We start from the raw sequence: 23,945 nt of genomic DNA, 5'->3' as shown, positions 1-23,945 counted from the left end.
CTACCTTGTGTTAGACACGCTTGGCCTCGCCGGCGCGCTTTCGTTTGGCAAGTAGCTGGCTTAGCCGGGCGTAGGCCATGACGCTCATGATCGGGAACAGGCAGGCCAGGGCGATCATGCCGAAGCCGTCCGCCAGCGGGCTGCGCCCGGGAATGGCACCGGCGATGCCGAGCCCGAGCGCGGTGATGATCGGCACGGTGATGGTCGAGGTGGTCACGCCGCCGGAGTCGAACGCCAGCGGCACGATGGCCTTCGGCGCGCGCAGCGTCTGCAGAATCACCAACACGTAAGCGCCAATGATGAACCCGTGAAGCGGCCAGCCCATGACGATGCGCCAGACGCCCAAAGTGATGCCGACCGCCATGCCCAGCGCCACCGCAATGCGCAGCATCAAGGGATTGAGCGTGCCGCCGGAGATCTCACCCGCTTTCAGCGCCACTGCCATTAGCGCTGGCTCGGCAATGGTGGTGCTGGCGCCGATGGCAAAGGCGAACAGGTAGACCCAGTAGTAGTCGCTCCAGTGACGCGCCGCCCCGTCGGGCAGCGCAGGCAGAAATTCCGCGTGGGTCAGCTGCTGCGCCATGAGCTCTCCCAGTGGGAACAGCGCGTTTTCGAGACCCACCAGAAACAGCGCCAGCCCAAGCCACACCATGACGAAACCCAGCGCGATGTGCGCCGGGCGCTTTAGCGGCTTTCGAATCACGCCGTACTGAAAGCCGAACACGATCAGTACGATCGGCGCGATGTCGCCAAGCGTTGCCCAGAGGCTCTGCCAGAGGTTCACAGCCCACCGCCTGTCAAGGCGCCAGGGCCCAGGATGCCGAAGGCGAGCACGAAAATAATCGGCATGATCGAGGCCAACGCAATCAGCCCGAAACCGTCGAGCATCGGATTGCGGCCCTTGATGCTGGAGGCCAAGCCCACGCCCAGTGCGGTGACCAGCGGTACGGTGATGGTCGAGGTCGTCACGCCACCGGAATCGAAGGCAATGCCGACCAGCTCCGTGGGGGCGAAGAGAGTGAGCATCAGCACCAGCACGTAGCCGCCGACGATCAGTGGCGGCAGCGGCCAGCCCTTGATGATGCGCATCACGCCGAGTACGACCGCGGCGCCCACGGAGAGCGCCACCACCATTCTGAGCGTCAGCGCAAACCGGGCCTGGCTGGTTTGCTCGATCAGCCCGCCGTCAAAAAGCACCTGACCAGCCCGCGCGGCAACCGCGATCAGCGCAGGCTCGGCCACCGTCGAGCCAAAGCCCAGTGCGAAGGCGAACAGCAGCAGCCAGAAAAGCGAGCCCTTGGTGACGAAGGCGTGGGCCAGGCGCTCGCCCAGTGGGAAAAGTCCGAGCTCGAGCCCCTTGATGAATAGCGTCAGCCCCAGCAGCACGCAGAGTATTCCAAAAGCGAGGTCGGCGAGTGCCAACGTATCCGGCAGTGGTTGGCGAATCACCACGAGCTGGAAAAAGCCCATCACCAGCACGATCGGCGTTAGATCGCGCAGGCTGTTTTTGAGCTGATGTAACATCGAGAGAGCGAAAAGCATGGGGTCACGTCCAGGGGGCGTCGGATCATGTTACCCAACGCCCCGGTCCGGTTCATGACCTGGGACAAGCTTTGCTGTGAACCTAAAAGCTTCCGAACAGCGTACCCAGCGTAATGACGCTAACGAGTGCCGCTATCGGCAGTACGATCGTGACCATGGCGACGTTGGCGTAGGATTGGCGGTGGGTGAGCCCGCAGATCGCCAATAGCGTAATCACCGCGCCGGAGTGGGGCAGCGTGTCCATACCGCCAGCGGCCAACGTTGCCACGCGGTGCATCAGTTCCGGGTCGATACCTGCCTGCTGCGCCATGGCAAGATACTCCTCGCCCAGGGTTTCAAGCGCAATCGATAGCCCGCCGGAGGAAGAGCCTGTAATACCGGCCAGCACGCTCATGGCAAGCGCCTCTGAAATCAGCGGATTGTTTGGGGAGACGTTGAGCACCGCGTCGCGAATCAGGGCGAAGCCCGCCAGACTTGCGATCACCGCGCCGTAGCCCACTTCCGAGGCGGTGTTGAAAATCGGCAAAAGCGAGCCGAGACACCCCTTGTTGATCGTCGCTTTCAAATCCGCCCAGTGGCGCCAGCGCGTCACCATCAGCCAGGCCGAGGCGCTGAGTAGCGCAATCAAAATCGCCCACAGGCCGGCCTGGCTATCGGCAGAGACGTTATCGAAGGCGGCGTCGATGAAGCTCAAATCCAGCGCCGGGAACACGCCGTAAGTGAACAGCGCGTTGAGGCCGATCACCATGACTAGCGGAATCAGCGCAGGCGCCAGCGCCATGGTCGCCGCGGGAGCGTCGTCCGGCGTATCTTCGCGCTCCTTCTCGGTATGCGTGCCGTAACCCTCGCCGTTGGCGCTGGCCTTGCGAACTCTGGATTGAAGATAGGTGATGCCCAGCCCCAGCATGATCACGCCGCCGATCACCCCAAGGCCTGGCGCGGCGAAGCTGTTGGTGCCGAAGTAGGGGATAGGGATGGCGTTCTGGATCGCCGGCGTGCCGGGCAGCGCAGTCATGGTAAAGGTGAACGAGCCCAGCGCAATGGACGCTGGAATCAGGCGCTTGGGCACGTTCGCTTCACGAAAGAGCTCCCGGCTGATCGGGTAGAGCGCAAACGCCACCACAAACAGCGACACCCCGCCATAGGTCAGCACCGCGCAGGCCATGACCACGGTGAGCACGACATGGCGCGTGCCGAGGCGCTTGACGATGCCGGTCGAGATGGCGTGCGCCGCGCCGGAGTCCGCCATCAACTGGCCAAACAGCGCCCCCAGAATGAACAGCGGAAAGAACTGGGTCACGTAGCCGCCGAGCGCGCTCATGAAGGTATCGGTATACACCGGCAGCAAAAAGGCGCCGTCGCCGGAGAGCAGCACCGCAAGCGATGCCATCAAAGGCGCCAGCAGCAGTACCGAAATCCCCCGGTAGGCCAGAAACATCAGTAAAACGAGAGAGACGATAATCGCCAGCATGCTCATGAGTCGTCAGGCCCTTGATGGTTTGAAAGATCGATAAGGGCAAAAGCGTAGAGGCGATGCTGCAAGGCAGCAATGGTGAGGCGACTAAAGTCGTAAGCAAGCAAACAGAGCCAAACGGGGATTAGCCTGCTAAAAAGCCGGCGCATCTGCTAAGATTCGCCACCTTCTGCTTGGATGCAAGCTTCAATCCGCTTTTCAAGGCTTTGGGTAATTCGATGAATGCAGTCATGATTGCAGTGCTCGTGATGGTGGCACTGTCGCTTTTGCGTGTCTCGGTGGTTTTCGCGCTGGTGGCCGGGGCGCTGGTAGGGGGGCTGGTCGGCGGGCTATCGCTGGAGGAGACGCTTGGCGCGTTCAACGACGGCGTCGGCGGCGGCGCTCAGGTGGCGCTGGCTTATGCCACGCTCGGCGCGTTTGCCGTGGCGATCTCACGCTCCGGCCTTCCGGATATGCTGGCCAACCGCCTGATTCGGCTGCTGGGCCAGGAGGCCACGGCGGCGCACCAGAGCCGGGTCAAGTGGATCCTGCTTGGTGCCGTTCTATTGATGGCGATCTTCTCGCAAAACGCCATTCCCGTGCATATCGCCTTCATTCCCATTCTGATCCCGCCGCTGCTGGCGCTGATGAATCGCCTGAAGCTTGATCGTCGGGCGGTGGCCTGCGCGCTCACGTTTGGGCTGACCGCGCCCTATATGCTGCTGCCGGTGGGCTTTGGCGCGATCTTTCTCAACGATATTCTGCTGGCCAACCTCAACAGCGCCGGTGAGCCGTTGGGACTCGACATCACCCGCTCGATGGTGCCGATGGCGATGGCCATTCCGGTCGGCGGCATGGCCATCGGCCTTCTGGTCGCGCTGTTTGTGAGCTATCGCGGCGCGCGCGGCTACGCGGAAAAAGAGGTCGCGGCGAGCACCTCGCTCGTGTCTACCGCCCCGGCCACGCCTCATGCGTTGGGGCTTGTCATGTCCGGCGTGGCGATCGTGGCCGCCCTCGGGCTTCAGCTCTATACCGGCTCGATGATTCTGGGCGGGCTCGTGGGCATCGGTGTGCTGTCGATGGGCGGCATCTTCAAGTGGCGCGAGGCGGATGACCTCTTCACCAGCGGCATGCGCATGATGGCGCTGATCGGCTTTATCATGATCTCGGCGGCGGGCTTTGCCGAGGTGATGAAAGCAACCGGCCACATCGACACGCTGGTCAACGGCGCTTTCGAGATTTTCGGCGACAACCGGGGCCTGGCCGCGCTGACCATGCTGCTGGTGGGGCTCTTCATTACGCTGGGGATCGGCTCATCGTTTTCGACCATTCCGATCATCGCCGCCATTTTCGTGCCGCTGGCGGTACAATTCGGCTTTTCGCCCATGGCCACGGTCGTACTGGTGGGCACCGCCGCCGCGCTCGGCGATGCGGGCTCGCCGGCCTCGGACTCGACCCTTGGGCCGACCTCCGGGCTCAATGTCGACGGTCAGCACGATCATATCTGGGACAGCGTGGTGCCGACCTTTTTGCACTACAACCTGCCGCTGATCGCGTTTGGCTGGCTCGGCGCCATGTGGCTCTAACAGCCCTGCGCATACAACAAAAGAGGCAGCGTCGGCTGCCTTTTTTGTGCGTGGCGTATCGCTCTGCGCTGCCTAGCGCTCCTTGGGCAGGTGCGCTTCGAACGCGCTCAAAAGGCCGCGCAGAAGTGACAACTCCTTGCGGCTGGGCTCGGCGCGGGTAAAGAGCGTTTGAAGCTGCTCTTCGGTGCGGGCGTGGGGCTGGGTCAGAAAACCGCTTTCGCGCATTAGTCGCCCCAGGTGTACCTGGAAGTGGTCGAGCTGCTCGCGCGTGGGCGGTGTGGCCTCCACCGGGCGCTGGTAGGAAAAATCGCTTTGCGGTCGCCGGCGCCAGGCGCGGTGTACCTCATACGCCAGAATCTGCACCGCCTGGGAGAGGTTGAGAATGCCATATTCCGGGTTGGCGGGAATGCTCACCTGGTGGGTGCACTCGCGAATCTCGTCATTGGTCAGCCCCGAACGCTCGCGGCCGAACACCAGCGCCACCGGGGCGTGTTCGGCGTTCTCCACGGCGCTTTGGGCCATCTCGTCGGGCTCGTCGAAGTGCGGCAGCGGCAGGCTTCTCAGGCGGGCGCTGGCGCCAATCACCTGCACGCAATCCTGCACCGCTTCATTCAGGCTTGTGACTACGCGAGCGCTTTCGAGCACGTCCGTGGCGCCGGCGGCCAGGCGGGTCGCCTCCTCGCTTGGGAATTCACGCGGGTTGACGAGCACGAGATCAATCAGGCCCATGGTCTTCATTGCCCGCGCGGCGGCGCCAATGTTGCCGGGGTGGAAGGTATGAACGAGCACGATACGAATTCGGGAAAGCACGGCGAAAGACCTTGGCGTCTGGAAAAGCGCGCATGGTAGCACGCTTTAAAGCCCGGGCAGTACGCGTGCTGACAAGAGCTCAACGCAAAGAACCCCGCACGAGGCGGGGTTCTTTCAAGGCTAGCTGTAAAAGGCTAGCTCAAGGCATTACAACAGGGATTGGGGGCTTACATCATGCCGCCCATGCCACCCATTCCGCCCATGCCACCCATGTCCGGCGCGGCTTCTTTCTCTTCCGGATCGTCGGCAATCATGCACTCGGTGGTGATCATCAGGCCAGCGACGGAGCCTGCTGACTGCAGCGCGGTGCGGGTCACTTTCGCCGGGTCCAGTACGCCCATTTCGAACAGGTCGCCGTACTCGCTGGTTTGCGCGTTGTAGCCGAAGTTGCCTTCGCCGTCCTTCACGCGGTTGATCACGACCGCAGGCTCTTCACCGGCGTTGGTCACGATCTGACGCAGCGGCGACTGCATGGCGCGCAGGGCCATGTTGATACCGTGGTTCTGGTCTTCGTTGTCACCGGTCAGGCCCTGTACCTTGGCCATGACGCGAACCAGCGCGGTACCGCCGCCAGGTACGACGCCTTCTTCGACCGCTGCGCGAGTAGAGTGCAGCGCGTCTTCAACGCGGGCTTTCTTCTCTTTCATTTCGACTTCGGTCGCGGCACCCACACGGATAACCGCGACGCCGCCGGCGAGCTTGGCAACACGCTCCTGCAGCTTCTCCTTGTCGTAGTCCGAAGAGGTCTCTTCGATCTGCGTGCGGATTTGATTGACGCGTGCTTCGATGTCGTTTTCCTGACCGGAGCCATCGATGATGGTGGTGTTTTCCTTGGACATGGTCATGCGCTTGGCGGTACCCAGATGATCCAGGTTCGCCTGCTCGAGCGTCAGACCCACTTCTTCGGAAATCACGGTGCCGTTGGTCAGGATCGCGATGTCCTGCAGCATGGACTTGCGACGATCACCAAAGCCCGGCGCCTTGGCGGCGGCCACTTTGACGATACCGCGCATGTTGTTCACGACCAGTGTCGCTAGCGCTTCGCCTTCGATGTCTTCAGCGATGATGGCCAGCGGCTTGCCCTGCTTGGCAACGGCTTCCAGCACCGGCAACAGCTCGCGGATGTTGGAGACTTTCTTGTCGACCAGCAGGATGTACGGGTCTTCTAGTTCGACGGACATGGTGTCCTGGTTGGTGACGAAGTAGGGCGAGAGGTAGCCACGGTCGAACTGCATGCCTTCGACCACTTCCAGCTCGTCTTCGAAACCACGGCCTTCGTCGACGGTGATGACGCCTTCCTTGCCGACCTTGTCCATCGCTTCGGCGATGATTTCACCGATGCGCTTGTCGCCGTTGGCAGAGATGGTGCCGACCTGGGCGATGGACTTGGTGTCGGTGCAGGGCACGGACATCGCCTGGATTTCCTTGACCGCCGCTGCAACCGCCTGGTCGATGCCGCGCTTGAGGTCCATCGGGTTCATGCCCGCGGTCACGCCTTTCAAACCCTCGGCGACGATTGCCTGGGCCAGAACGGTAGCGGTGGTGGTGCCGTCGCCGGCGGCGTCAGAGGTCTTGGAAGCGACTTCCTTGACCATCTGCGCGCCCATGTTTTCGAACTTGTCTTTCAGTTCGATTTCCTTGGCGACAGATACACCGTCCTTGGTCACGGTCGGCGCGCCGAAGGACTTGTCCAGTACCACGTTGCGGCCTTTCGGGCCGAGCGTCACTTTTACCGCGTTGGCCAGCGTATCAACGCCGCGCGCCATACGTTTACGAGCATCATCTGAAAACTTGACTTGCTTAGCTGCCATGATCGTTACTTCCTGAATTCAAGATAAAAAGTGTGAAAGTAAATACGCGAGACAGTCGAATTAGCCTTCGACGACCGCCAGAATATCGGCTTCGCTCATGATCAGAACTTCTTCACCGTCGATTTTCTGCTTTTCGACGCCGAAGCCGTCCTTGAAAATCACGGTGTCGCCTACCTTGACGTCGAGGGCGCGAACTTCACCGTTGTCCAGAATGCGGCCATTGCCTACCGCGAGCACTTCGCCCCGCGTGGGCTTTTCCTGGGCGTTGCCCGGTAGCACGATGCCGCCAGCGGTTTTCTGTTCTTCTTCCACGCGACGAATAACGACGCGATCGTGCAAGGGACGGATATTCATGCTCTCGTTCTCCTGAGGTTCGTCAAAGCCCGGCGGGCAATTTTAAGTGAATTCTCGTGGCGGGGCCTCGAGAAGCGAAGGCATTTTGCCTTCATGTCAAAGGCAACCGCGTATGCCGTTGCCGAATCTGTGCTGACTCGAAAAGTGGGGGCTAGCCTGATCCTTTCAAGGCCCCGGTGACAAAAAAATTATCCCGGGCGCCTGGACTTAAGTCTCAAAACCCTCTAGCTGGATCAGCGCTGGCGCTGATCGTCGCGGCTGATGAATTCACCCTCGAGCGTGGTGGGCTCACGCTCGTCAAATCCGGCGCGGTGCTCATTTGAGCCGGCCCGCGACTCCCGGTGTGTTTGCTGGTCATGGCCAAACGGTGCCTCAGCGGTATACGCGCCCGAGCGCTGTGACTGACCCGGCTGATAAACGCTCGCCTTGAGGCCAAACCAGGTAAACGCCCGGCCCATCAGTCGGCGGGCGTTGGGAATCAAGCACGCAAGGCCCAGAGCGTCGGAGAGAAAGCCCGGCGCCATCAATAGCGCGCCGCCGAAAATCAGCGCCGCGCCGGTGAAAAGCTCGGAAGACGGAATTTCGCCGGCCTGTAGGCGCGAGCGCGCTCGTGCCAAGGTCGACACTCCTTCGCGGCGAATGAGATGAAGCCCGATAAAGCCGGTGAGGAGCACCAGTATCAACGTGGTCATTAGGCCGATATGGCTTCCCACCGAAAACAGCACGACGAAGTCGAGCAGGGTGAAAATCGATATAAACAGTAATATGGGCATGGCTGCCTCCCGCTAACGTTAGTACCCTCTATGGTGTCAAAAAACGTAAAAACAAGCAGCCGCGTGTGTCATCAGCTCATCAACGCCGCTTTTGAACGTTGGATCAACTGGGGAAAAATCAAATGAACGTGGATAACAAGGTGATCGCGATTACCGGCGGGGCCCGGGGGTTGGGCCTGGCCATGGCCAAGCATTTGGGGGAGCAGGGCGCCAGCGTCGCGCTTTTGGATACGCATCGTGACACGCTCGATAAGGCCGTAGCGTCATTGAACGAGCGCGGCATTCAGGCGAAAGGGTTCGTGGTCGACGTTTCAGACGAGGCGTCGGTGATCGACGGTTTTGCCGCCATCAAGGAGGCGCTTGGCCCGGTCAGCGGCTGCGTCAATAATGCGGGGATCACTGACGATGCAATGCTGGTGAAAGCCCGGGAGGGCGCAATCGAAAAGCGCATGTCGCTCTCGGCCTGGCAACGTGTGATCGACGTGAACCTGACCGGCGCGTTTCTCTGCGGGCGCGAAGCCGCCACGCAGATGATCGAGGCGAACCACGCGGGCGTTATCGTCAATATTTCGAGTATCTCCAAAGCCGGCAACATGGGCCAGAGCAACTACGCCGCAGCCAAGGCGGGGATCCACGCGCTGAGTGTGACCTGGGGCCAGGAGCTCGCCCGTTACAATATTCGCGCCGCGACCGTCGCCCCTGGCTTCGTGGCCACCGAGATGACCGCCGCGATGCGTCCGGACATGCTCGAGCGCATCAAGAAGAGCGTGCCGCTCAAGGAGCTTGGCGAGCCGTCCCACATCGCCCAAAGCGTGGCGTTCGTGTTCGAGAACGACTACTTCACCGCCCGCATCATCGAGTGCGACGGAGGGCTGCGCCTTTAACGTTCAGGCGCCGTTACGCCTGCGAACACTATTGGGCCTTGTGAAGCTCGATGTCCTTGGCCCACTTCACGACGCGCTTGCGCGAGCGACGACTCACCAGGCGTTCGGTATCGATACTGGTGGGAACGAGCTGGCGGTTGGGTTCCGCGTTCATGACGAGATCGAAACGGCGTGAGGCGCCAATGGGCAGGTCTTCCGGCCCGTAAATGGCGATCACGCGGATTTCGAGCTGCAGGTTCGACTGCTCGAGAGAGCGCTGGTCGACGTCCCAGTGGTTCTGAATCTGATTGACGATCGAGCCAAAGCTTTGAAGATGGATATGATCGCCCGAGTCCAGCGGCCCCTGGTGGGTGCGGTAGCAATCTTCCTCATCGTCATCGCTTTGCTGCTGATACTCGACGATGTCCAGATGGTAGTCGTGGCTGTCGGTGTGCAAAACCGCAATGACGTGCTGAATGTAAACCGACTCGGTGCTCATATTACTGACCAGACACAGCGCATCCAGCCCAACGCCTTTACCCCGGTTGATAATCACGCGCGGACGGCGCTGGCGGGAGAAGTTGTAGTAGAGCAGTTGAGCGTAGAAAAGCCAGACGAACAGCGTACAAATACTGGTGACCGCCGAGATGGCCTGGGCGTTGTTATTGAGCCACTCCATGGCTGTATCCTTTTAACAAATGAGGGTGGGTGGAAAATCTATCCGAGCGCCGATGTAAAATCCTTGATGTATGTGATGCGATGTCGTGTCAGCGGTGTGTTGGCTTTATCCTTGCGCTTCGCGAAAGCGCAGGGGACCTTTCTCAAGGGGCTTTGCTACCATAAGCGTTTGGCGGACGTGACGCACCGTTTCAATGATCCAGCAACGCATTTAGAGGTGACATCGTGATACGAAAGTGGGTGCTGGCTGTGGTCCTGATATTGGTTAGCGGCTCGGCTCTGGCGTGGAATGGTGCGCTAGGGCTCGAGAACGGGCTTTCGCATCTGCAGGTAAGAGCGTTGATCGATCTCGAACACGATCCAGCGATGGACGAACAAGGGCCCCCGGCGGTCAAACGCTATCACGCGCTCGAGGCGCCGAGAGAAGTGCATCCGGCAACCTATCTCTACACCTTCCACGATAATTGGCTGACCGAGCTGCAGGCGACGTACAAGGGCAAATATGCGCGCGCCGAGGCAGAGAGAATCCGGGATCTTTATGGCCCGCCTAACACTCATGAGACCATTACGCTGGAAAGCGGTACCGATGCGGACTTCTACGTCTACATGCCGCACAACTTTAACCTGATCCGCATGGCCGATAAGATCGAGCTTACCGAGGTCGACGATGAGAGCGGCACGATGAACTTGCTAGTGGTGGACTACGCGTTTTCGCCACAATGAGGGATGGTTCGGAAAGATATAGCTTGAAAGGAGAGTCGATAAAGCCGTCAAGGGTGCGTTAACCGAGTCACAACTTGGTCACATCGATTAATTCAGTAGGCTCGAAAGGAACTGCTGGAAGAGAGAAATACGAGGAAAATCAAATTGGTGCGGATGGGGAGACTCGAACTCCCACACCTTACGGCACTAGAACCTAAATCTAGCGTGTCTACCAATTCCACCACATCCGCAGAAGACGAGGCGTATGGTACCAACTTTTCGAGCAGGGTCAATACGCTAGCGCGGGTATTTTACCCGCGGGAGGGCGAAATGGCGTGGACACGTTGGGTTGTGACGGCCGGTAGCTGGCTCAAGAGGGCGCTGCCGGGCTACTGCGCTTTTTGCCTGTCGTCTCACGCGCGTATCGAGGGCTGGTGCGATGAGTGTTTTGCGCTGTTAAAGCATAACGATGCCGCCTGCCCTCGCTGTAAAGAGCCGTTAACGTCCTTCGACCATCAGACAAGCGCCCGGCTTTGCGGCCACTGCCTGAGTGCGCCGCCAGCGTTTACCGTGACCACGGCGGAGTATCTTTACGAAGGGGCCGTCAAGGCGCTGGTGCGCGACTTCAAGTTTCAGGCCTCGCCCCGCGCGGGGACGCTATTGGTCGAGCTGATGCTCGCAAAGCCGCCGGCGCAGTTGGGGCAGGCGCTGCTGCCAGTGCCCATGCACCCCGGCCGTGCTCGTGAGCGCGGCTTCAACCAGGCCCACTGGTTGGCCCATGAGCTTTCGCGGCGGCTCTCACTGCCCCTGCTTGGCGCCACCTGTGTCAAGCAGTTGCCCTCGCAGCGTACGCTGGGCCGCCGCCAGCGGGCGGCCAACTTGAAGGGGGCGTTTCGACTATCTGCGCCGCTGCCGGCGCACCTCACTATCATCGACGATGTCGTCACCACCGGCGCGACCGCCCACGAACTCGCGCGGCTGGCGCTTGAGCAGGGCGCTGAACGGGTCGACCTTTGGGCGCCGGCGCGGACGCCGCTGGGCAACAGCTGATAGAATCCAAGTTTTGTTCAGGAACTCTCTTATGGTCGATGCGATGGCCAATGCCACGGCCCATGACTTTAGCGCGCTTTCCCCGGACGTCGTCATGTCCGCCGTGGAATCCGTCGGTGTCTACCCGGCCGTCGAGCCCTTCGCGCTCAACAGCTACGAAAACCGCGTGCTGATGTTTCAGGACGACGACCGAGCGCGCTGGGTGGTGAAGTTTTACCGCCCGGCGCGCTGGTCAAACGCGGCGATCCAGGAAGAGCACGATTTTCTCACCGAGCTCGACCGGGCTCGTGTGCCGGTAAGCGCCCCCTGGCGCAATGACGAAGGCCAATCGCTTTTCGAGTATCAAGGGCTTCGCTTTGCCCTGTTTCGCCAGTGCACCGGGCAGGCGCCGGAGCTCGACAACCCGGCGCACCTCTTTGCGCTTGGTGAGGCGCTGGGGGCGCTTCACGAGCAGGGCGCCCAGCGCGCTTTCGTGCATCGCCACACGTTCGACGTCGACGCCGACATCGAGGATGCAAGGGGACGGGTGCTGGCAAGCGACCGGCTCGATGCGCAGCAGCGCCGGGCCTATTCGAGCGCGGTCGATAAAACCCTGACCGCGCTTGCGCGCTGCGACTGGGCCAGCGCTCCCTTGATTCGCATCCACGGCGACTGCCATCTTGGCAACGTACTTGGCCGCGATGAGCACTTTACGCTGGTGGATTTCGACGACGCCATGATGGCGCCGGCGATTCAGGACGTCTGGATGCTTCTGCCCGAGGACGAGCAGGGGTGGCAGGCGAGGCTAAACGAGGTCGTCGAAGGCTACGAGCAGAGCCGGCCCTTTCCGAGCGAGCAGTTAACGCTCATCGAGCCGCTGCGCGCCTACCGGCTGATTCGCTACACCGCCTGGCTCGTGTCGCGCTGGAGCGATCCGGCCTTTCCCCGCGCCTTTCCCTGGGTGGGCGATAACGGCTACTGGGATCAGCACATTCGCCAGCTCGAACAGCAGCTGTTGCAGCTCGAGCAGCCGCGCTGGCTGGCTTGACGTTTTACCGCTCGATGTCGGGATGTGGATGTTTCGTCACGCTTTTTGAACGGCTTGACTCTGCCTTCCCCGCGCCGGGTAGGGTAAAATGCGCCCAGCATACTGCTTTTCTATTCACTGCTGTCCGAAAGCCAGGTTGAACGAGGCTCATCATGACCGATGACATTGCAAAGAACTATCGCGACATTATCACCGCGCTCGGCGAGGACCCCGACCGGGAAGGACTGCGCGATACCCCGACCCGTGCCGCCAAGGCGATGCAGTTTCTCAATGCGGGTTATAAAACGTCATTGGACGAAATCATCAACAACGCCGTATTCGAGTCGCAGACCGACGAAATGGTGCTGGTGAAAGACATCGAGCTCTACTCGATGTGCGAGCATCACCTTTTGCCGTTCATCGGCAAGTGCCACATTGCTTACCTGCCGGATGGCAAGGTGCTCGGGCTCTCCAAGTTCGCGCGTATCGTCGACATGTACGCCCGGCGCATGCAGATCCAGGAGAACCTGACCCGCGAGATCGCCGAAACGGTGCAGGAAGTGACCGGTGCCAAGGGCGTGGGCGTGGTGATCGAGGCGCGCCATCTGTGCATGATGATGCGCGGGGTCGAAAAGCAGAACTCCAGTATGACCACCTCGGTCATGCTCGGGCGCTTTAGAAGCAGTCAGGCCACGCGCCAGGAGTTTTTGACTTTGGTTAACTGAGTCGGCTTGGCCTTACGAAAATGTGCGATGGGGCGGGTAAACATTTGGTCAAACGCATCGATTCGTCCTAGCATGACATGTTTAGCTCGATAGAGAGTTTGGCCAATAGCGACCACCTTTCGGTCAGGAGTATGTCATGGAAGCGCTCAAGGAAACCGAACTGTACTGCCCCTTTGCCTATATCGACGGCAGCTGGGTCGCCGCGGACAGCGGCGAGCAGATCAACGTCATCAATCCGGCGACCGGCGAGAGCATGGGAGACATGCCGCGTCTGGGCCGGGCGGAAACCGAGCGTGCGATCGACGCCGCCGATCGCGCGCTCCCCGCCTGGCGGGCGATGACCGCCCAGGAGCGTTCGGATCTGCTGTTCAAATGGTTCGATCTGATCATGGAGCATCAGCACGACCTGGCCGTTTTGATGACCCATGAGCAGGGCAAGCCGGTCAAGGAAGCCGAAGGCGAGATCGCTTACGCGGCGAGCTTCATTCGCTGGTTTGCCGAAGAGGCAAGGCGCATCTACGGCGAAACCATTCCGGCCACGAGCGCCAACCAGCGCATCGTGGTGACCAAACAGCCGGTCGGCGTGGTCGGCGCCATCACTCCCTGGAATTTCCCGGCCGCCATGATTACCCGCAAAGCGGGCGCGGCGCTGGCCGCTGGCTGTACTATCGTGGTCAAGCCCGCCAGCCAAACGCCGTTTTCCGCCACCGCACTTGCGCTTTTGGCCGAGCGTGCGGGCATTCCCCGCGGGGTGTTCAACGTGGTGCCGGGGAGCGCCAGCGAGATCGCCGCAGCGCTGACCGAGTCCCCCAAGGTTCGCAAGATCACTTTCACCGGCTCCACTGAGGTGGGCCGCGACCTGATGGCCAAGGCCTCTCAACACATCCAGAAAATTTCGCTGGAGCTGGGCGGTAATGCGCCGTTCATCGTGTTCGAGGATGCGGACCTGGACGCCGCTGTCGAAGGCGCCATGGCGGCCAAGTTTCGCAACGCCGGCCAAACCTGCGTCTGTACCAACCGTTTTCTGGTGCAGTCCAGCGTCATCAACGCCTTCTGTGAAAAGCTCGCGGCGGCGATGAACAGCGAATTGCACGTCGGTGATGGCACAAAACCCGACATCAACATCGGCCCGCTGATCGACGATAACGCGGTCAAGAAGGTGAGCGAGCACGTTCAGGACGCGGTGGACAAGGGCGGCGAGCTGCTGCTCGGCGGTCAGCCGCATCCGCTCGGTGGTAATTTCTTCACCCCGACGCTGATCAGCTTCGCTAACGACTCGATGAAAGTGGCCCGTGAAGAGACGTTCGGCCCGCTGGCGGCGGTCTTTCCTTTCGATGACGAAGAGACCGCCATCGAAATGGCCAACGATACCCAGTACGGACTTGCCTCCTACTTCTATTCGAAGGATCTGGCGCGCGTTTGGCGGGTCGCCGAGGCGCTGGAGTACGGCATGGTCGGTATCAACACCGGTTTGATCTCCAACGCGGCGGCACCGTTTGGCGGCGTGAAGGCGTCGGGCCTGGGTCGAGAGGGCGGTCATCAGGGCCTGGAGGAGTACCTGGAGACCAAGTATCTGTGTATCGATCTGGGAAGCTGACGTTCGATACTGCTTTCTCGATGAAAAAAGCCCGGGCATTCGCCCGGGCTTTTTGATTTAGCGGTATCGCGCGCGGCGATGTCGCTTGGCTCAGCGCCACGTTAGTGGCGGAAGTGGCGCATGCCGGTAAAGACCATGGCGATATCGGCCTCATCGGCGGCGTCGATCACCTCCTGGTCGCGCATGGAGCCGCCGGGCTGGATCACCGCGGTGATACCGGCCTTCGCCGCGGCATCGATGCCGTCGCGGAAGGGAAAGAAGGCATCAGACGCCATGACCGAGCCGGGCACCGTAAGGCCTTCATCTTCGGCCTTGATACCGGCAATTTTGGCCGAATAAACGCGGCTCATCTGGCCCGCGCCCACGCCGATGGTCTGGCCATTTTTGGCATAGACGATGGCGTTGGATTTGACGAACTTCGCCACGCGCCAGGCGAAGAGCAAGTCACTCAGCTCCTGCTCGGTGGGGGCACGCTTGCTCACCACGGTCAGCTCGTCGCGGGTGACGCTGCCCTGGTCGAGCTCCTGTACCAGCAGACCGCCGTTGACACGCTTGTAGTCCAACGCTGCGCCCGGGTGTGCTCCAGTCAGCGGCGCGACTTCCAGAAGGCGTACGTTCTTTTTCGCCGCGACGATCTCGGCCGCTTCATCGCTGATGCCGGGGGCGATGATCACCTCGACGAACTGGCGATCGACGATCGCCCTTGCGGTGTCGGCATCGAGCGCCACGTTGAAGGCGATGATGCCGCCAAAGGCACTGGTCGGGTCGGTGGCGAACGCCTTGTCGTAGGCCTCGAGCGCCGTGGCACCGGTGGCTACGCCGCAGGGGTTGGCGTGTTTGACGATCACGCACGCGGTTTCATCGAACGCCTTGACCGCCTCGAAGGCCGCGTCGGTATCCGCCACGTTGTTGTAGGAGAGCGGCTTGCCCTGGCGAATCACGGCGGTGGCCACGCTCGGCTCGCTGGCATCGGGGTCGATGTAGAACGCCGCCTGCTGATGCGGGTTCTCGCCGTAGCGCATGTCCTGTTTCTTTTCGAGCTGCAGATTGAAGGTGCGGGCGAACGCGGCGTCGCTGTCGCTGACCTTGCGACCCAGGTAGTTGGCAATGGCGCCATCGTAGCTGGCGGTATGCTCGAAGGCCTTGACCGCCAGGTCGAAGCGAGTGGCGTCGCTTACCGCGCCGTTTTGGACGGCCATTTCACCGAGTACGCGGGCGTAGTCGTCGGCGTTGACGACGATGGTGGTGTAGGCGTGGTTCTTGGCGCAGGCACGCACCATCGTCGGCCCGCCGATGTCGATATTCTCGATAGCGTCCATCAGGGTGCAGTCGTCGCGGGCGACGGTCGCGGCGAAGGGGTAAAGATTCACCACCACCATGTCGATCGGGTCGATGTCGTTTTCAGCCATTACCGCATCGTCCTGGCCGCGGCGGGCCAGAATGCCGCCGTGAATTTTCGGGTGCAGGGTCTTGACGCGGCCGTCCATGATTTCGGGAAAGCCGGTATGCTCGGACACTTCCTGAACCTCGACGCCGTTTTCCTGCAAGAGGCGGAAGGTGCCACCGGTGGAGAGCAGGGCGACGCCTTGCTCGACCAGCCCTTTGGCGAAGTCGACGATGCCGGTTTTATCGGAGACGCTGAGAAGGGCGCGGCGAACGGGGGTGGGGGTGCTATCTGCCATTGGGGTGCTCATGGAAGTTAGGGATAAAAAGAGTCAGGGATTAAAAACGACGACGCCCCACTCAAGGGGCGTCACTTTCAATAAGACCGTACTGCTTGAGTTTTTTGCGCAGCGTACCGCGGTTAAGGCCCAGCACGTCGGCGGCGCGAGTCTGGTTGCCGTCGGTGTGATCCATCACGCAGGCCAGAAGCGGCGCCTCTACTTCGGCCATCACCATGGCGTACAGATCAGTTGCCTGACTGCCATCGAGATGCTCGAAGTAACGGCGCATAGCGCTCTCTACGGCTTCTCTGAGCGGCTGAGGTGGCTCCTGCGCCCCTGAAGGCGGATGGCCAAGCGGGGTCAATTCGCTGTTCATCAAGAAACGTTCGTTCATGCAGCATGGCTTCCTTTAGCGAGCAGGTGCGCCGCGGCGTCTGGTGTCATTGCTTTGTCGATCCATTCGAACTGGGCCTGTGGCGTACCGAGCGCGTTGAATTGTTGTTTTAGGGTCTTGCGTTGGGCGCTATCAAAGCGCGTATCCTCATCGAGGTACCAGCCAAGGTGTTTGCGCGCGATGCGAACGCCCATGGTATCGCCATAGAAGGCGTGCAGGGCCTTTATATGTTCATCGAGTACGTCGCGCCGGGTGGTAAGCGGCGGCGTCTCGAGCCGTTCGCCGTACGCCAGGTAGTGATTGATCTGCTCGAAAATCCACGGGTTACCCTGTGCGGCGCGACCGACCATCAGCGCGTCGGCGCCGGTGTGGCGCAAAACGAACGCGGCCTTCTCTGGCGAGGTGATATCCCCGTTGGCGATCACGGGAATCGACAGCCTTGATTTGACCTCGGCGATGGTGTCGTACTCGGCCAATCCAGTATAGCGCTGTTCGCGGTGACGGCCATGGATCGCCAGCGCCTGAATGCCGCTGGATTCGGCAAGCCGGGCAACGGCCAGCGCGTTGTTGGAGTCGGCGCACCAGCCGGTGCGAATCTTGAGCGTCACCGGAATGTCCACCGCGCTGACCACGGCCTCGAGAATCTCGGCGACCAGCGCCTCATCACGCATCAGTGCCGAGCCTGCCGCCTTGTTGCACACTTTTTTGGCCGGACACCCCATATTGATATCGATCACCTGGGCGCCGAGCTCGGCATTGAGTCTGGCGGCATTGGCGAGCATCGCGGCGTCACCGCCAGCGATCTGCACCACGCGAGGTGAGGGCTCGCCCTGATGATCCATGCGCAGGCGCGATTTACGGGTGTTCCAAAGCGAGGGGTCGGCGGTGACCATCTCGCCCACGACCCAGCCCGCGCCAAGGCGCCGGCAGAGCCTGCGAAACGGGCGGTCGGTCACGCCAGCCATTGGCGCCAGCATGACCGGGCTTTGCAGCTGGTAGTCGCCGATGGTCAAAAGCGTTGAAGAAGGTCGCGTCATGGTGTTGGTATCGAGCAAGCGGTAGGCGCATTAAAGGGGCGTATGATACGCCGCAGCGCCGCGAGCGTGAAGGCCATGCGGCAATTAACCCGGGCGCTTGCCGGTCAGCCGCACCCAGCCTTCCCTGAGGGCCGGCTCGTCGATCACGATGCCTTCGGCCTCGTAGGCTTTCACCACGTCATCGGCCTGGTTGGCCAGAATGCCGGAGAGGGCGATACGCCCGCCGGGCGCCACGTAACCTGCGATGGTGGGCGCGAGCTCGACCAGGGGGCCGGCCAGGATATTGGCGGTCACCACGGGGTAGCCTTCACCTTCGAGCTGCTCCGGGTAGTAAAGCGAGAGCCTTTCCTCGGCGATGGCGTTGCGTTCGGCGTTTTCGCGGCTGGCCTGAAGCGCCTGGGGGTCGATATCGGTGCCGTCGGCGCGGGCTGCGCCCAGTTTGAGCGCGGCGATGGCGAGAATTCCCGAGCCGCAGCCAACGTCGAGCACGGTCTTGTCATCGAGTTGCCCCTCGACGGCCAGGCCATCGAGCCACTCGAGACACAGCGCGGTGGTGGCGTGAGTACCGGTGCCGAAGGCCAGGCCCGGGTCGAGAATCAGGTTGACCGCGTGGGGCTCCGGCGGCTCGTGCCAGCTCGGCACGATCCAGAGCCGCTCGCCCATTTTGAGCGGCGAGAAGTCGTCCATCCACTCGCGCTCCCAGTCACGATCGGCCAAGAGCTCGTATTCGATGGCGGGGCACGCCTCGCCGGGCATCTGTTCCGCCCAGGCCGCTTCGATTCGACCAAGCATCGCATCGACCCCTTCGAGATCGTCGTAAAGACCGGTCAGAATGGTTTCCTGCCAGAGCGGGGTGGTGCCGCGGTCAGGTTCGAACACCGGATCGTCCTCGGCGTCCTGAAGGCCAATGGCCGTGGCGCCTTCTTCCAGCAAAAGCTCTTCGAGCAGTTCTGCCTGCTCCGGGGCAACGTGGGCGCGAAGCTGTAGCCAGGGCATGGCACTCTCCGAAAATGGGGTCGAAATGGGATCGGGATAAACGATAACGGGGTGGCCAGGCCACCCCGTGTCAAGCACGCGCAGGGATTAGCTGCTGAGCTTTTTCTCGAGATAGTGAATATTGACGCCGCCCTGGCGGAAGTAGCTATCGCGCACCAGGTCTTTTTGCAGGTCGATATTGGTCTTGATGCCTTCCACCAGCAGCTCGTCCAACGCGTTACGCATGCGCGTCAGCGCCGTATCGCGGCTTGCGCCCCAGGTGATCAGCTTGCCGATCAGCGAGTCGTAGTGGGGCGGTACGCTGTAGCCGGTGTACATGTGCGAGTCCATGCGCACGCCCAGGCCCCCCGGGGCGTGGAACAGCGTGACCTTGCCAGGCGAGGGCATGAACGTGCGCGCATCCTCGGCGTTGATCCGACACTCGAAGGCGTGGCCGTTGATCTGCACGTCATCCTGGCTAATCGACAGCGGCAAGCCCGAGGCGATCAGCAGCTGCTCCTTGACGATATCGACACCGGTGACCATTTCGGTGACCGGGTGTTCGACCTGCACGCGAGTGTTCATCTCGATAAAGAAGAACTCACCGTCCTCATACAGGAACTCGAAAGTGCCGGCGCCGCGGTAGCCGATCTCGATGCAGGCGTCACGACACGCTTGCAGCACCTTGGCGCGCGCCTCGGGGTCGATGCCCGGTGCCGGGGCCTCTTCCAGTACCTTCTGGTGGCGGCGCTGAAGCGAGCAGTCGCGATCATAGAGATGAATGGCGTTGCCCTGACCGTCGGCCAGTACCTGGACTTCCACGTGGCGCGGACGCTCGAGGAACTTCTCCATGTACACCGTGCCGTCGCCGAACGCGGCGCTGGCTTCGGTGCGCGTCACGGTGATCGCCGAGAGCAGGTGCCCTTCGGTATGCACCACGCGCATACCGCGACCGCCGCCGCCAGCGGCGGCCTTGATGATCACCGGGTAGCCGATGCGCTTGGCGGTCGCCAGATTGGCGGCATCGTCGTCGCCCAGTGGGCCGTCGGAGCCGGGCACGGTCGGCACGCCCGCCGCCTTCATCGACTCGATGGCGCTGACCTTGTCACCCATCAGGCGGATGGTCTCGGCGCGCGGGCCGATGAAGGTGAAACCGGAGCGCTCGACCTGCTCGGCGAAGTTGGCGTTTTCGGACAAAAAGCCGTAGCCGGGGTGTATGGCGCTCGAGTCGGTGACCTCGGCGGCGCTGATCAGCGCCGGAATGTTGAGGTAGGACTGCGCCGACGGCGCCGGCCCAATGCAGACCGCTTCGTCGGCCAGACGCACGTGCATCAGATCTCGGTCGGCCTTGGAGTGCACCGCCACGGTCTTGATTCCGAGTTCTTTACAGGCGCGAAGTATGCGCAGGGCAATCTCGCCGCGATTCGCGATAAGTACCTTGTCCAGCATGGGAGAATCCACCCGTATTGAAATGAAAGAGTTAAGCGATGACGACCATGGGCTGGTCGAATTCCACCGGCTCGCCGTCTTCCACCAGGATGGCCTCTACCACGCCGTCGCGATCGGCTTCGATCTGGTTCATCATTTTCATCGCCTCGACGATGCACACCGTATCGCCCTGTTTGACAGTATCGCCCACTTCGACGAAGGACTTCGCACCCGGCGCCGGGCTTCTGTAGAACGTGCCGACCATGGGCGAGTTGACCGCTTCGCCGCGATAGCTTTTGGCCGGCGCTTCTGCGCTCGCGTCACCGCCGGAAGCGGGCGCGGCGGGGGCCGGCGCGGGGTGGGCGTGACTCGGGTAGCCGTACTGCGGCATTGGCTGGGGCTGCCAGGTCGAACCGTCCGGGTGGCGGCTAATGCGTACCGACTCTTCCCCTTCTTGAATCTCGATCTCGCTGATGTTGGACTCTTCGAGCAGTTCGATCAGTTTTTTAACCTTGCGAATATCCATTGCTGGGCCCCGGTAGTGTTGAACAGTGAATAAATGTGCCTTGGCGCACCTTCAAGGGGCACGCCGAAGGGCGCAGTAAACCAAACGATAAAACGAACGAAAGGCGACACGTTAACGAACGTTACAGGCCTTTATGCCTTAAAACCGCCGCTAACGCCATTGGGAGCGGAGTTTGCCGAAAAACGCCGGCGTTGTCCAGCGTAGGGCTCTCGATGGGGGCGGCCGCTGCGGCGCCAGGGGTCAGTACTGCTTGAAAACGAGGGCGCCAGGAGTACGACGGTTTGCATCAGGCGCTCGGTCTCGTGTTTAAAGCGCGTTTGAGTGAAGAAAGGTGCTCGGCAAGCGCTTTTGCATCGACTTCGCCTTGAATACGCGCCTGGCGAATTTCGCGGCCACCGTCGAAAAACAGCAGGCTCGGGGGGCCGAACAGATCGAAGGCCTCTAAAGCAGCGCGAGTGTTGGGCGTCGTCTGCGTAACGTCGACCTCGATCAGCGCCATGTCCTTGAGGGCGTCGATCACGCGTGGGTCGGGGTAGACATCGCGCTCCATCAGCTTGCAGGAGATACACCAGTCGGCGGTGAAGTGAACGAACGCGAGTCGTTCGTCGCTTCGTGAGAGTGCTTCGTTGAGTCCGTCGAGTCCCTCGACGCTCTCGAAGGCGCGCGCCTCAAGGCTTTGGCCAGGCGAGAACGATGAAGCAGCGTGATCCAGCGGGCGCAGCGGGTCACCGCCGCCGCCGGCGGCGCCCAGCACCAGCGCGCCACCCCACACCAGCAGCATCAGCCCCAGGGTTTGGCGCGCCCGCGCCCAGCCGTCGGCGGCGCGCGCAAGCGCCCCAAGCGTCAGGGCGGTGGAAATGGCCAGCGCCGCCCAGAGCAGCAGCGCCAGCGGTGGGGCGATCAAACGCTCGACCATCCAGATGGCCACCCCAAACAGCAATAGCCCAAACGCGGTCTTGACCCCGTTCATCCAGGCGCCGGAGCGCGGCAGAAGCGTCGTGCCGAAGGTACCGACCAGCAGTAGCGGAAGCCCCATGCCAAGCCCGAGGGTAAACAGCACCGCTGCGCCCATCAACGCGTCACCGGTACTCGAGATGAACACCAGCGCCCCGGCCAGCGGCGCGGTCACGCACGGCGATACCACCAGTACCGACAGCGCCCCGGCAAGCGCAAGCCCCATCGGCCCGCTTTGCTGCGCACGCGACTGCCAGCGCTCGACCCGGTTGGCGAGTTTGGGCGAAAGGCTCAGGTTGAACGCGCCCAGCATGGCGACCGCGAATAGAGAGAAAAGAGCAGCAAAGCCGATCAGCACCGGCGGCGACTGAAGCCTTGCCTGCAGATTGAGGCCAGCGCCGAAAAGCCCCATCAGTACGCCCACGAGCGCGTAGGTCATCGCCATGCCCAGCACATAGCTCAGCGAAAGCATAAAGGCGCGCGGCCGGCTCGGATTCTGGCCGACGATGATCGACGAGAGGATCGGCAGCATCGGCAGCACGCAGGGCGTGAAGGTCAGCCCGATACCGGCCAAAAGGAAAAGACCGAGCGCCAGCGGCAGGCTCGCCTCGCTGATCAGCGCGCTAAAGTGCCCGTCCTCGCTTTGCACTGCGCCAAAATCCACCGGTGTATCGATGGGGGCGGCGGTGTCGCTTTCGGCGAGGGCATCGGCAAAGGCGGGGGGCGCGGTGGTTTGCGCCGCCTCGAGCGTGATCTGCTCCGGCGGATAGCAAAGCCCCGCGTCGGCGCAGCCCTGAAAGCGAAACTCGAGCGACATCGGCCCGTCATGCGCCTCGACCAGCGGCGCCTGGAACACCAACTGATGCCGGAACACTTGGGCTTCGCCCATAAACTCATCGGTGTGCGCTTCGCCCTGGGGAATCTGGAGCGATTCGAGGCCGTTGCCTTCAAGGTCAAGCTGATGGCGGTAAAGATAGTAGCCATCGGCGATGTCGACGCCGACGTAAACCCGCTCGCCGTCGTGCCAGGCCTGGCTTTCGAATGCCTCGAGTACCGGGAGAAAGTCGGACTGGCCGCTGCTGGAAAAAAACTGCGCCTGAGCACCCAGCGGGGCTATCAGCAAAAGAAGACAAAGTAAGCGTTTGATCGATAACACGGCGGCTTCCTGAAAACGTACCTGGCCAAAATAGCAGACCGGAGACGGTGAGCGTAGCGACTGCGGTGACGTGACGCGCCGATAGACGCTGGCACTTCAACGAAAGAAGCCGCCCGAAGGCGGCTTCTTTCACGGTGGACCAACGAGGGGTTACGCTTTCTCGTAGGCCGACACGGATTTTTCGATCGCCTTGCGCGCGGCCTCGACCCCTTCCCAGGACTCGACCTTGACCCATTTGCCTTTTTCGAGATCCTTGTAGTTTTCGAAAAAGTGGGCAATCTGCTGGCGAAGCAGTTCCGGCAGGTCAGTGACTTCCTGCACGTCGTCGTAAAGCGTGCTCAGTTTGGGATGCGGCACGCAGACGAGCTTGGCGTCTTCGCCGGCTTCGTCGGTCATGTTCAGGATGCCGACGGGGCGAGCGCGAATGATGCTGCCGGGCGCGACCGGATGCGGTGTGACGACCAGCGCGTCCAGCGGGTCGCCGTCGTCAGCCAAAGTGTGCGGAATGAAGCCGTAGTTGGCCGGGTAAAACATCGGCGTTGCCATGAAGCGGTCAACCAGCAGCGCGCCCATATCCTTGTCGATTTCGTACTTGATCGGCGCGTGGTTAGCCGGAATTTCGATTGCCACGTAAATATCGTTGGGCAGATCCTTTCCAGCGGGAATGTGGTCGAAGTTCATTTTCAATCCTTGGCTTTTGACGTGCGTGATTCAAGCGGTGGTTTAGTTGATGGTTTAAGCGATTGATGTCTTGCGTAATTGTGACGAATTATACGAACAAGCGCCGCTGATTACCAATTCAACGACGCTCGAACACCAAATTTCACGCCTCGATTCGACGTCGCTGCCGCCTTCGAGAAG

23 protein-coding genes and 1 tRNA gene are annotated in these 23,945 nt (G+C 61.5%); 7 read left to right on the top strand and 17 right to left on the bottom strand.

Annotation, left to right across the window (positions count from 1 at the left end; genetic code table 11):
• Positions 1 to 10: 10 nt before the first annotated feature.
• The 3 genes from RN346_RS08665 to RN346_RS08655 all read right to left on the bottom strand — a co-directional run bounded on the left by RN346_RS08665 (position 11) and on the right by RN346_RS08655 (position 3,019).
• Positions 11 to 784 (bottom strand): DUF1538 domain-containing protein, encoded by a 774-nt coding sequence (locus tag RN346_RS08665; protein WP_311960892.1) that lies wholly within the window; start codon positions 782 to 784, stop codon positions 11 to 13.
• Positions 781 to 1,542, bottom strand: coding sequence for a DUF1538 domain-containing protein (locus RN346_RS08660; protein WP_263587192.1), 762 nt, complete (start codon positions 1,540 to 1,542; stop codon positions 781 to 783). The genes RN346_RS08665 and RN346_RS08660 overlap by 4 nt, the downstream gene beginning before the upstream one ends.
• Positions 1,543 to 1,624: 82 nt before the next feature.
• Positions 1,625 to 3,019, bottom strand: coding sequence for a GntP family permease (locus RN346_RS08655; protein WP_311960891.1), 1,395 nt, complete (start codon positions 3,017 to 3,019; stop codon positions 1,625 to 1,627).
• A gap of 215 nt (positions 3,020 to 3,234) precedes the next feature.
• Here RN346_RS08655 and RN346_RS08650 point away from each other — a divergent pair, with 215 nt between their 5' ends.
• Positions 3,235 to 4,581 (top strand): Na+/H+ antiporter family protein, encoded by a 1,347-nt coding sequence (locus tag RN346_RS08650; protein ID WP_263587194.1) that lies wholly within the window; start codon positions 3,235 to 3,237, stop codon positions 4,579 to 4,581.
• Positions 4,582 to 4,653: 72 nt separating this feature from the next.
• On the opposite strand, the gene RN346_RS08645 is transcribed toward RN346_RS08650, so the two are convergent.
• The 4 genes from RN346_RS08645 to RN346_RS08630 form a co-directional block, all read right to left on the bottom strand.
• Positions 4,654 to 5,391, bottom strand: coding sequence for an RNA methyltransferase (locus RN346_RS08645; protein ID WP_311960890.1), 738 nt, complete (start codon positions 5,389 to 5,391; stop codon positions 4,654 to 4,656).
• A gap of 167 nt (positions 5,392 to 5,558) precedes the next feature.
• On the bottom strand, positions 5,559 to 7,202 hold the full coding sequence (groL, locus tag RN346_RS08640) for a chaperonin GroEL (protein ID WP_311960889.1): 1,644 nt from the start codon (positions 7,200 to 7,202) through the stop codon (positions 5,559 to 5,561).
• Positions 7,203 to 7,262: 60 nt separating this feature from the next.
• Positions 7,263 to 7,556: a co-chaperone GroES gene (locus tag RN346_RS08635; RefSeq protein ID WP_252108658.1), complete on the bottom strand. Its 294-nt coding sequence runs from the start codon at positions 7,554 to 7,556 to the stop codon at positions 7,263 to 7,265.
• Positions 7,557 to 7,789: 233 nt separating this feature from the next.
• Positions 7,790 to 8,329 (bottom strand): FxsA family protein, encoded by a 540-nt coding sequence (locus RN346_RS08630; RefSeq protein ID WP_311960888.1) that lies wholly within the window; start codon positions 8,327 to 8,329, stop codon positions 7,790 to 7,792.
• A gap of 122 nt (positions 8,330 to 8,451) precedes the next feature.
• Between RN346_RS08630 and RN346_RS08625 the strand changes: the two genes are divergently transcribed.
• Positions 8,452 to 9,213: an SDR family NAD(P)-dependent oxidoreductase gene (locus tag RN346_RS08625; RefSeq protein ID WP_263587197.1), complete on the top strand. Its 762-nt coding sequence runs from the start codon at positions 8,452 to 8,454 to the stop codon at positions 9,211 to 9,213.
• Between the two features lie 28 nt (positions 9,214 to 9,241).
• Here RN346_RS08625 and RN346_RS08620 read toward each other — a convergent pair whose 3' ends face one another.
• Positions 9,242 to 9,871 carry a hypothetical protein gene (locus RN346_RS08620; protein WP_263587198.1) on the bottom strand — a complete coding sequence of 210 codons (630 nt, stop codon included), beginning with the start codon at positions 9,869 to 9,871 and terminating at the stop codon, positions 9,242 to 9,244.
• Between the two features lie 224 nt (positions 9,872 to 10,095).
• On the opposite strand from RN346_RS08620, the gene RN346_RS08615 reads away from it, so the two are divergent.
• Entirely contained in the window at positions 10,096 to 10,593 is a 498-nt protein-coding gene (locus RN346_RS08615; RefSeq protein WP_311960887.1) for a hypothetical protein, read from the top strand.
• A 145-nt stretch (positions 10,594 to 10,738) separates the two neighbouring features.
• Here RN346_RS08615 and RN346_RS08610 read toward each other — a convergent pair.
• A tRNA-Leu gene (locus RN346_RS08610) sits at positions 10,739 to 10,823 on the bottom strand.
• Positions 10,824 to 10,902: 79 nt separating this feature from the next.
• On the opposite strand from RN346_RS08610, the gene RN346_RS08605 reads away from it, so the two are divergent.
• From RN346_RS08605 to RN346_RS08590, 4 genes are all read left to right on the top strand, one after another.
• The gene (locus RN346_RS08605; protein WP_311960886.1) at positions 10,903 to 11,622 is read left to right on the top strand and encodes a ComF family protein; all 720 of its coding nucleotides are present in this window, start codon (positions 10,903 to 10,905) and stop codon (positions 11,620 to 11,622) included.
• A 31-nt stretch (positions 11,623 to 11,653) separates the two neighbouring features.
• Positions 11,654 to 12,649, top strand: a complete 996-nt coding sequence (locus RN346_RS08600; protein WP_311960885.1) for a serine/threonine protein kinase — start codon at positions 11,654 to 11,656, stop codon at positions 12,647 to 12,649.
• Between the two features lie 152 nt (positions 12,650 to 12,801).
• A complete protein-coding gene (gene folE, locus RN346_RS08595) occupies positions 12,802 to 13,353 on the top strand; it encodes a GTP cyclohydrolase I FolE (RefSeq protein WP_263587202.1) in 552 nt (183 codons plus the stop codon).
• A gap of 136 nt (positions 13,354 to 13,489) precedes the next feature.
• Positions 13,490 to 14,950 carry an NAD-dependent succinate-semialdehyde dehydrogenase gene (locus RN346_RS08590; protein ID WP_311960884.1) on the top strand — a complete coding sequence of 487 codons (1,461 nt, stop codon included), beginning with the start codon at positions 13,490 to 13,492 and terminating at the stop codon, positions 14,948 to 14,950.
• A gap of 101 nt (positions 14,951 to 15,051) precedes the next feature.
• Here the strand turns inward: RN346_RS08590 and purH are convergent, their stop codons facing one another.
• The 8 genes from purH to ppa all read right to left on the bottom strand — a co-directional run bounded on the left by purH (position 15,052) and on the right by ppa (position 23,765).
• Entirely contained in the window at positions 15,052 to 16,632 is a 1,581-nt protein-coding gene (purH, locus tag RN346_RS08585) for a bifunctional phosphoribosylaminoimidazolecarboxamide formyltransferase/IMP cyclohydrolase (RefSeq protein WP_311957891.1), read from the bottom strand.
• Positions 16,633 to 16,693: 61 nt separating this feature from the next.
• Positions 16,694 to 17,008 carry a DNA-binding transcriptional regulator Fis gene (gene fis / locus RN346_RS08580; protein WP_263587205.1) on the bottom strand — a complete coding sequence of 105 codons (315 nt, stop codon included), beginning with the start codon at positions 17,006 to 17,008 and terminating at the stop codon, positions 16,694 to 16,696.
• Entirely contained in the window at positions 17,005 to 18,045 is a 1,041-nt protein-coding gene (gene dusB / locus RN346_RS08575) for a tRNA dihydrouridine synthase DusB (protein ID WP_311960883.1), read from the bottom strand. The genes fis and dusB overlap by 4 nt, the downstream gene beginning before the upstream one ends.
• Positions 18,046 to 18,129: 84 nt before the next feature.
• Positions 18,130 to 19,041: a 50S ribosomal protein L11 methyltransferase gene (gene prmA, locus RN346_RS08570; protein ID WP_311957889.1), complete on the bottom strand. Its 912-nt coding sequence runs from the start codon at positions 19,039 to 19,041 to the stop codon at positions 18,130 to 18,132.
• A gap of 87 nt (positions 19,042 to 19,128) precedes the next feature.
• Positions 19,129 to 20,469 (bottom strand): acetyl-CoA carboxylase biotin carboxylase subunit, encoded by a 1,341-nt coding sequence (accC, locus tag RN346_RS08565; protein WP_263587208.1) that lies wholly within the window; start codon positions 20,467 to 20,469, stop codon positions 19,129 to 19,131.
• Positions 20,470 to 20,500: 31 nt separating this feature from the next.
• Positions 20,501 to 20,974 carry an acetyl-CoA carboxylase biotin carboxyl carrier protein gene (accB, locus tag RN346_RS08560; protein WP_311960882.1) on the bottom strand — a complete coding sequence of 158 codons (474 nt, stop codon included), beginning with the start codon at positions 20,972 to 20,974 and terminating at the stop codon, positions 20,501 to 20,503.
• Positions 20,975 to 21,260: 286 nt separating this feature from the next.
• Positions 21,261 to 23,084, bottom strand: coding sequence for a protein-disulfide reductase DsbD (dsbD, locus tag RN346_RS08555; RefSeq protein WP_311960881.1), 1,824 nt, complete (start codon positions 23,082 to 23,084; stop codon positions 21,261 to 21,263).
• A gap of 150 nt (positions 23,085 to 23,234) precedes the next feature.
• Positions 23,235 to 23,765 (bottom strand): inorganic diphosphatase, encoded by a 531-nt coding sequence (ppa, locus tag RN346_RS08550; RefSeq protein ID WP_263587211.1) that lies wholly within the window; start codon positions 23,763 to 23,765, stop codon positions 23,235 to 23,237.
• Between the last annotated feature and the right edge of the window lie 180 nt (positions 23,766 to 23,945).

This window comes from Halomonas sp. PAMB 3232 (assembly GCF_031954225.1).
In the GTDB taxonomy this organism is placed as follows: Bacteria; Pseudomonadota; Gammaproteobacteria; order Pseudomonadales; family Halomonadaceae; genus Vreelandella.
This window is presented reverse-complemented; position numbering and strand designations above follow the sequence as displayed.

Coding starts and splice junctions, on each gene's coding strand:
- RN346_RS08660 (WP_263587192.1), bottom strand. CDS start 1,542: ATGCTTTTCGCTCTCTCGATGTTACATCAGCTCAAAAACAGCCTGCGC.
- RN346_RS08655 (WP_311960891.1), bottom strand. CDS start 3,019: ATGAGCATGCTGGCGATTATCGTCTCTCTCGTTTTACTGATGTTTCTG.
- RN346_RS08650 (WP_263587194.1), top strand. CDS start 3,235: ATGAATGCAGTCATGATTGCAGTGCTCGTGATGGTGGCACTGTCGCTT.
- groL (WP_311960889.1), bottom strand. CDS start 7,202: ATGGCAGCTAAGCAAGTCAAGTTTTCAGATGATGCTCGTAAACGTATG.
- RN346_RS08635 (WP_252108658.1), bottom strand. CDS start 7,556: ATGAATATCCGTCCCTTGCACGATCGCGTCGTTATTCGTCGCGTGGAA.
- RN346_RS08630 (WP_311960888.1), bottom strand. CDS start 8,329: ATGCCCATATTACTGTTTATATCGATTTTCACCCTGCTCGACTTCGTC.
- RN346_RS08625 (WP_263587197.1), top strand. CDS start 8,452: ATGAACGTGGATAACAAGGTGATCGCGATTACCGGCGGGGCCCGGGGG.
- RN346_RS08620 (WP_263587198.1), bottom strand. CDS start 9,871: ATGGAGTGGCTCAATAACAACGCCCAGGCCATCTCGGCGGTCACCAGT.
- RN346_RS08605 (WP_311960886.1), top strand. CDS start 10,903: ATGGCGTGGACACGTTGGGTTGTGACGGCCGGTAGCTGGCTCAAGAGG.
- RN346_RS08600 (WP_311960885.1), top strand. CDS start 11,654: ATGGTCGATGCGATGGCCAATGCCACGGCCCATGACTTTAGCGCGCTT.
- folE (WP_263587202.1), top strand. CDS start 12,802: ATGACCGATGACATTGCAAAGAACTATCGCGACATTATCACCGCGCTC.
- RN346_RS08590 (WP_311960884.1), top strand. CDS start 13,490: ATGGAAGCGCTCAAGGAAACCGAACTGTACTGCCCCTTTGCCTATATC.
- purH (WP_311957891.1), bottom strand. CDS start 16,632: ATGGCAGATAGCACCCCCACCCCCGTTCGCCGCGCCCTTCTCAGCGTC.
- fis (WP_263587205.1), bottom strand. CDS start 17,008: ATGAACGAACGTTTCTTGATGAACAGCGAATTGACCCCGCTTGGCCAT.
- dusB (WP_311960883.1), bottom strand. CDS start 18,045: ATGACGCGACCTTCTTCAACGCTTTTGACCATCGGCGACTACCAGCTG.
- prmA (WP_311957889.1), bottom strand. CDS start 19,041: ATGCCCTGGCTACAGCTTCGCGCCCACGTTGCCCCGGAGCAGGCAGAA.
- accC (WP_263587208.1), bottom strand. CDS start 20,469: ATGCTGGACAAGGTACTTATCGCGAATCGCGGCGAGATTGCCCTGCGC.
- accB (WP_311960882.1), bottom strand. CDS start 20,974: ATGGATATTCGCAAGGTTAAAAAACTGATCGAACTGCTCGAAGAGTCC.
- ppa (WP_263587211.1), bottom strand. CDS start 23,765: ATGAACTTCGACCACATTCCCGCTGGAAAGGATCTGCCCAACGATATT.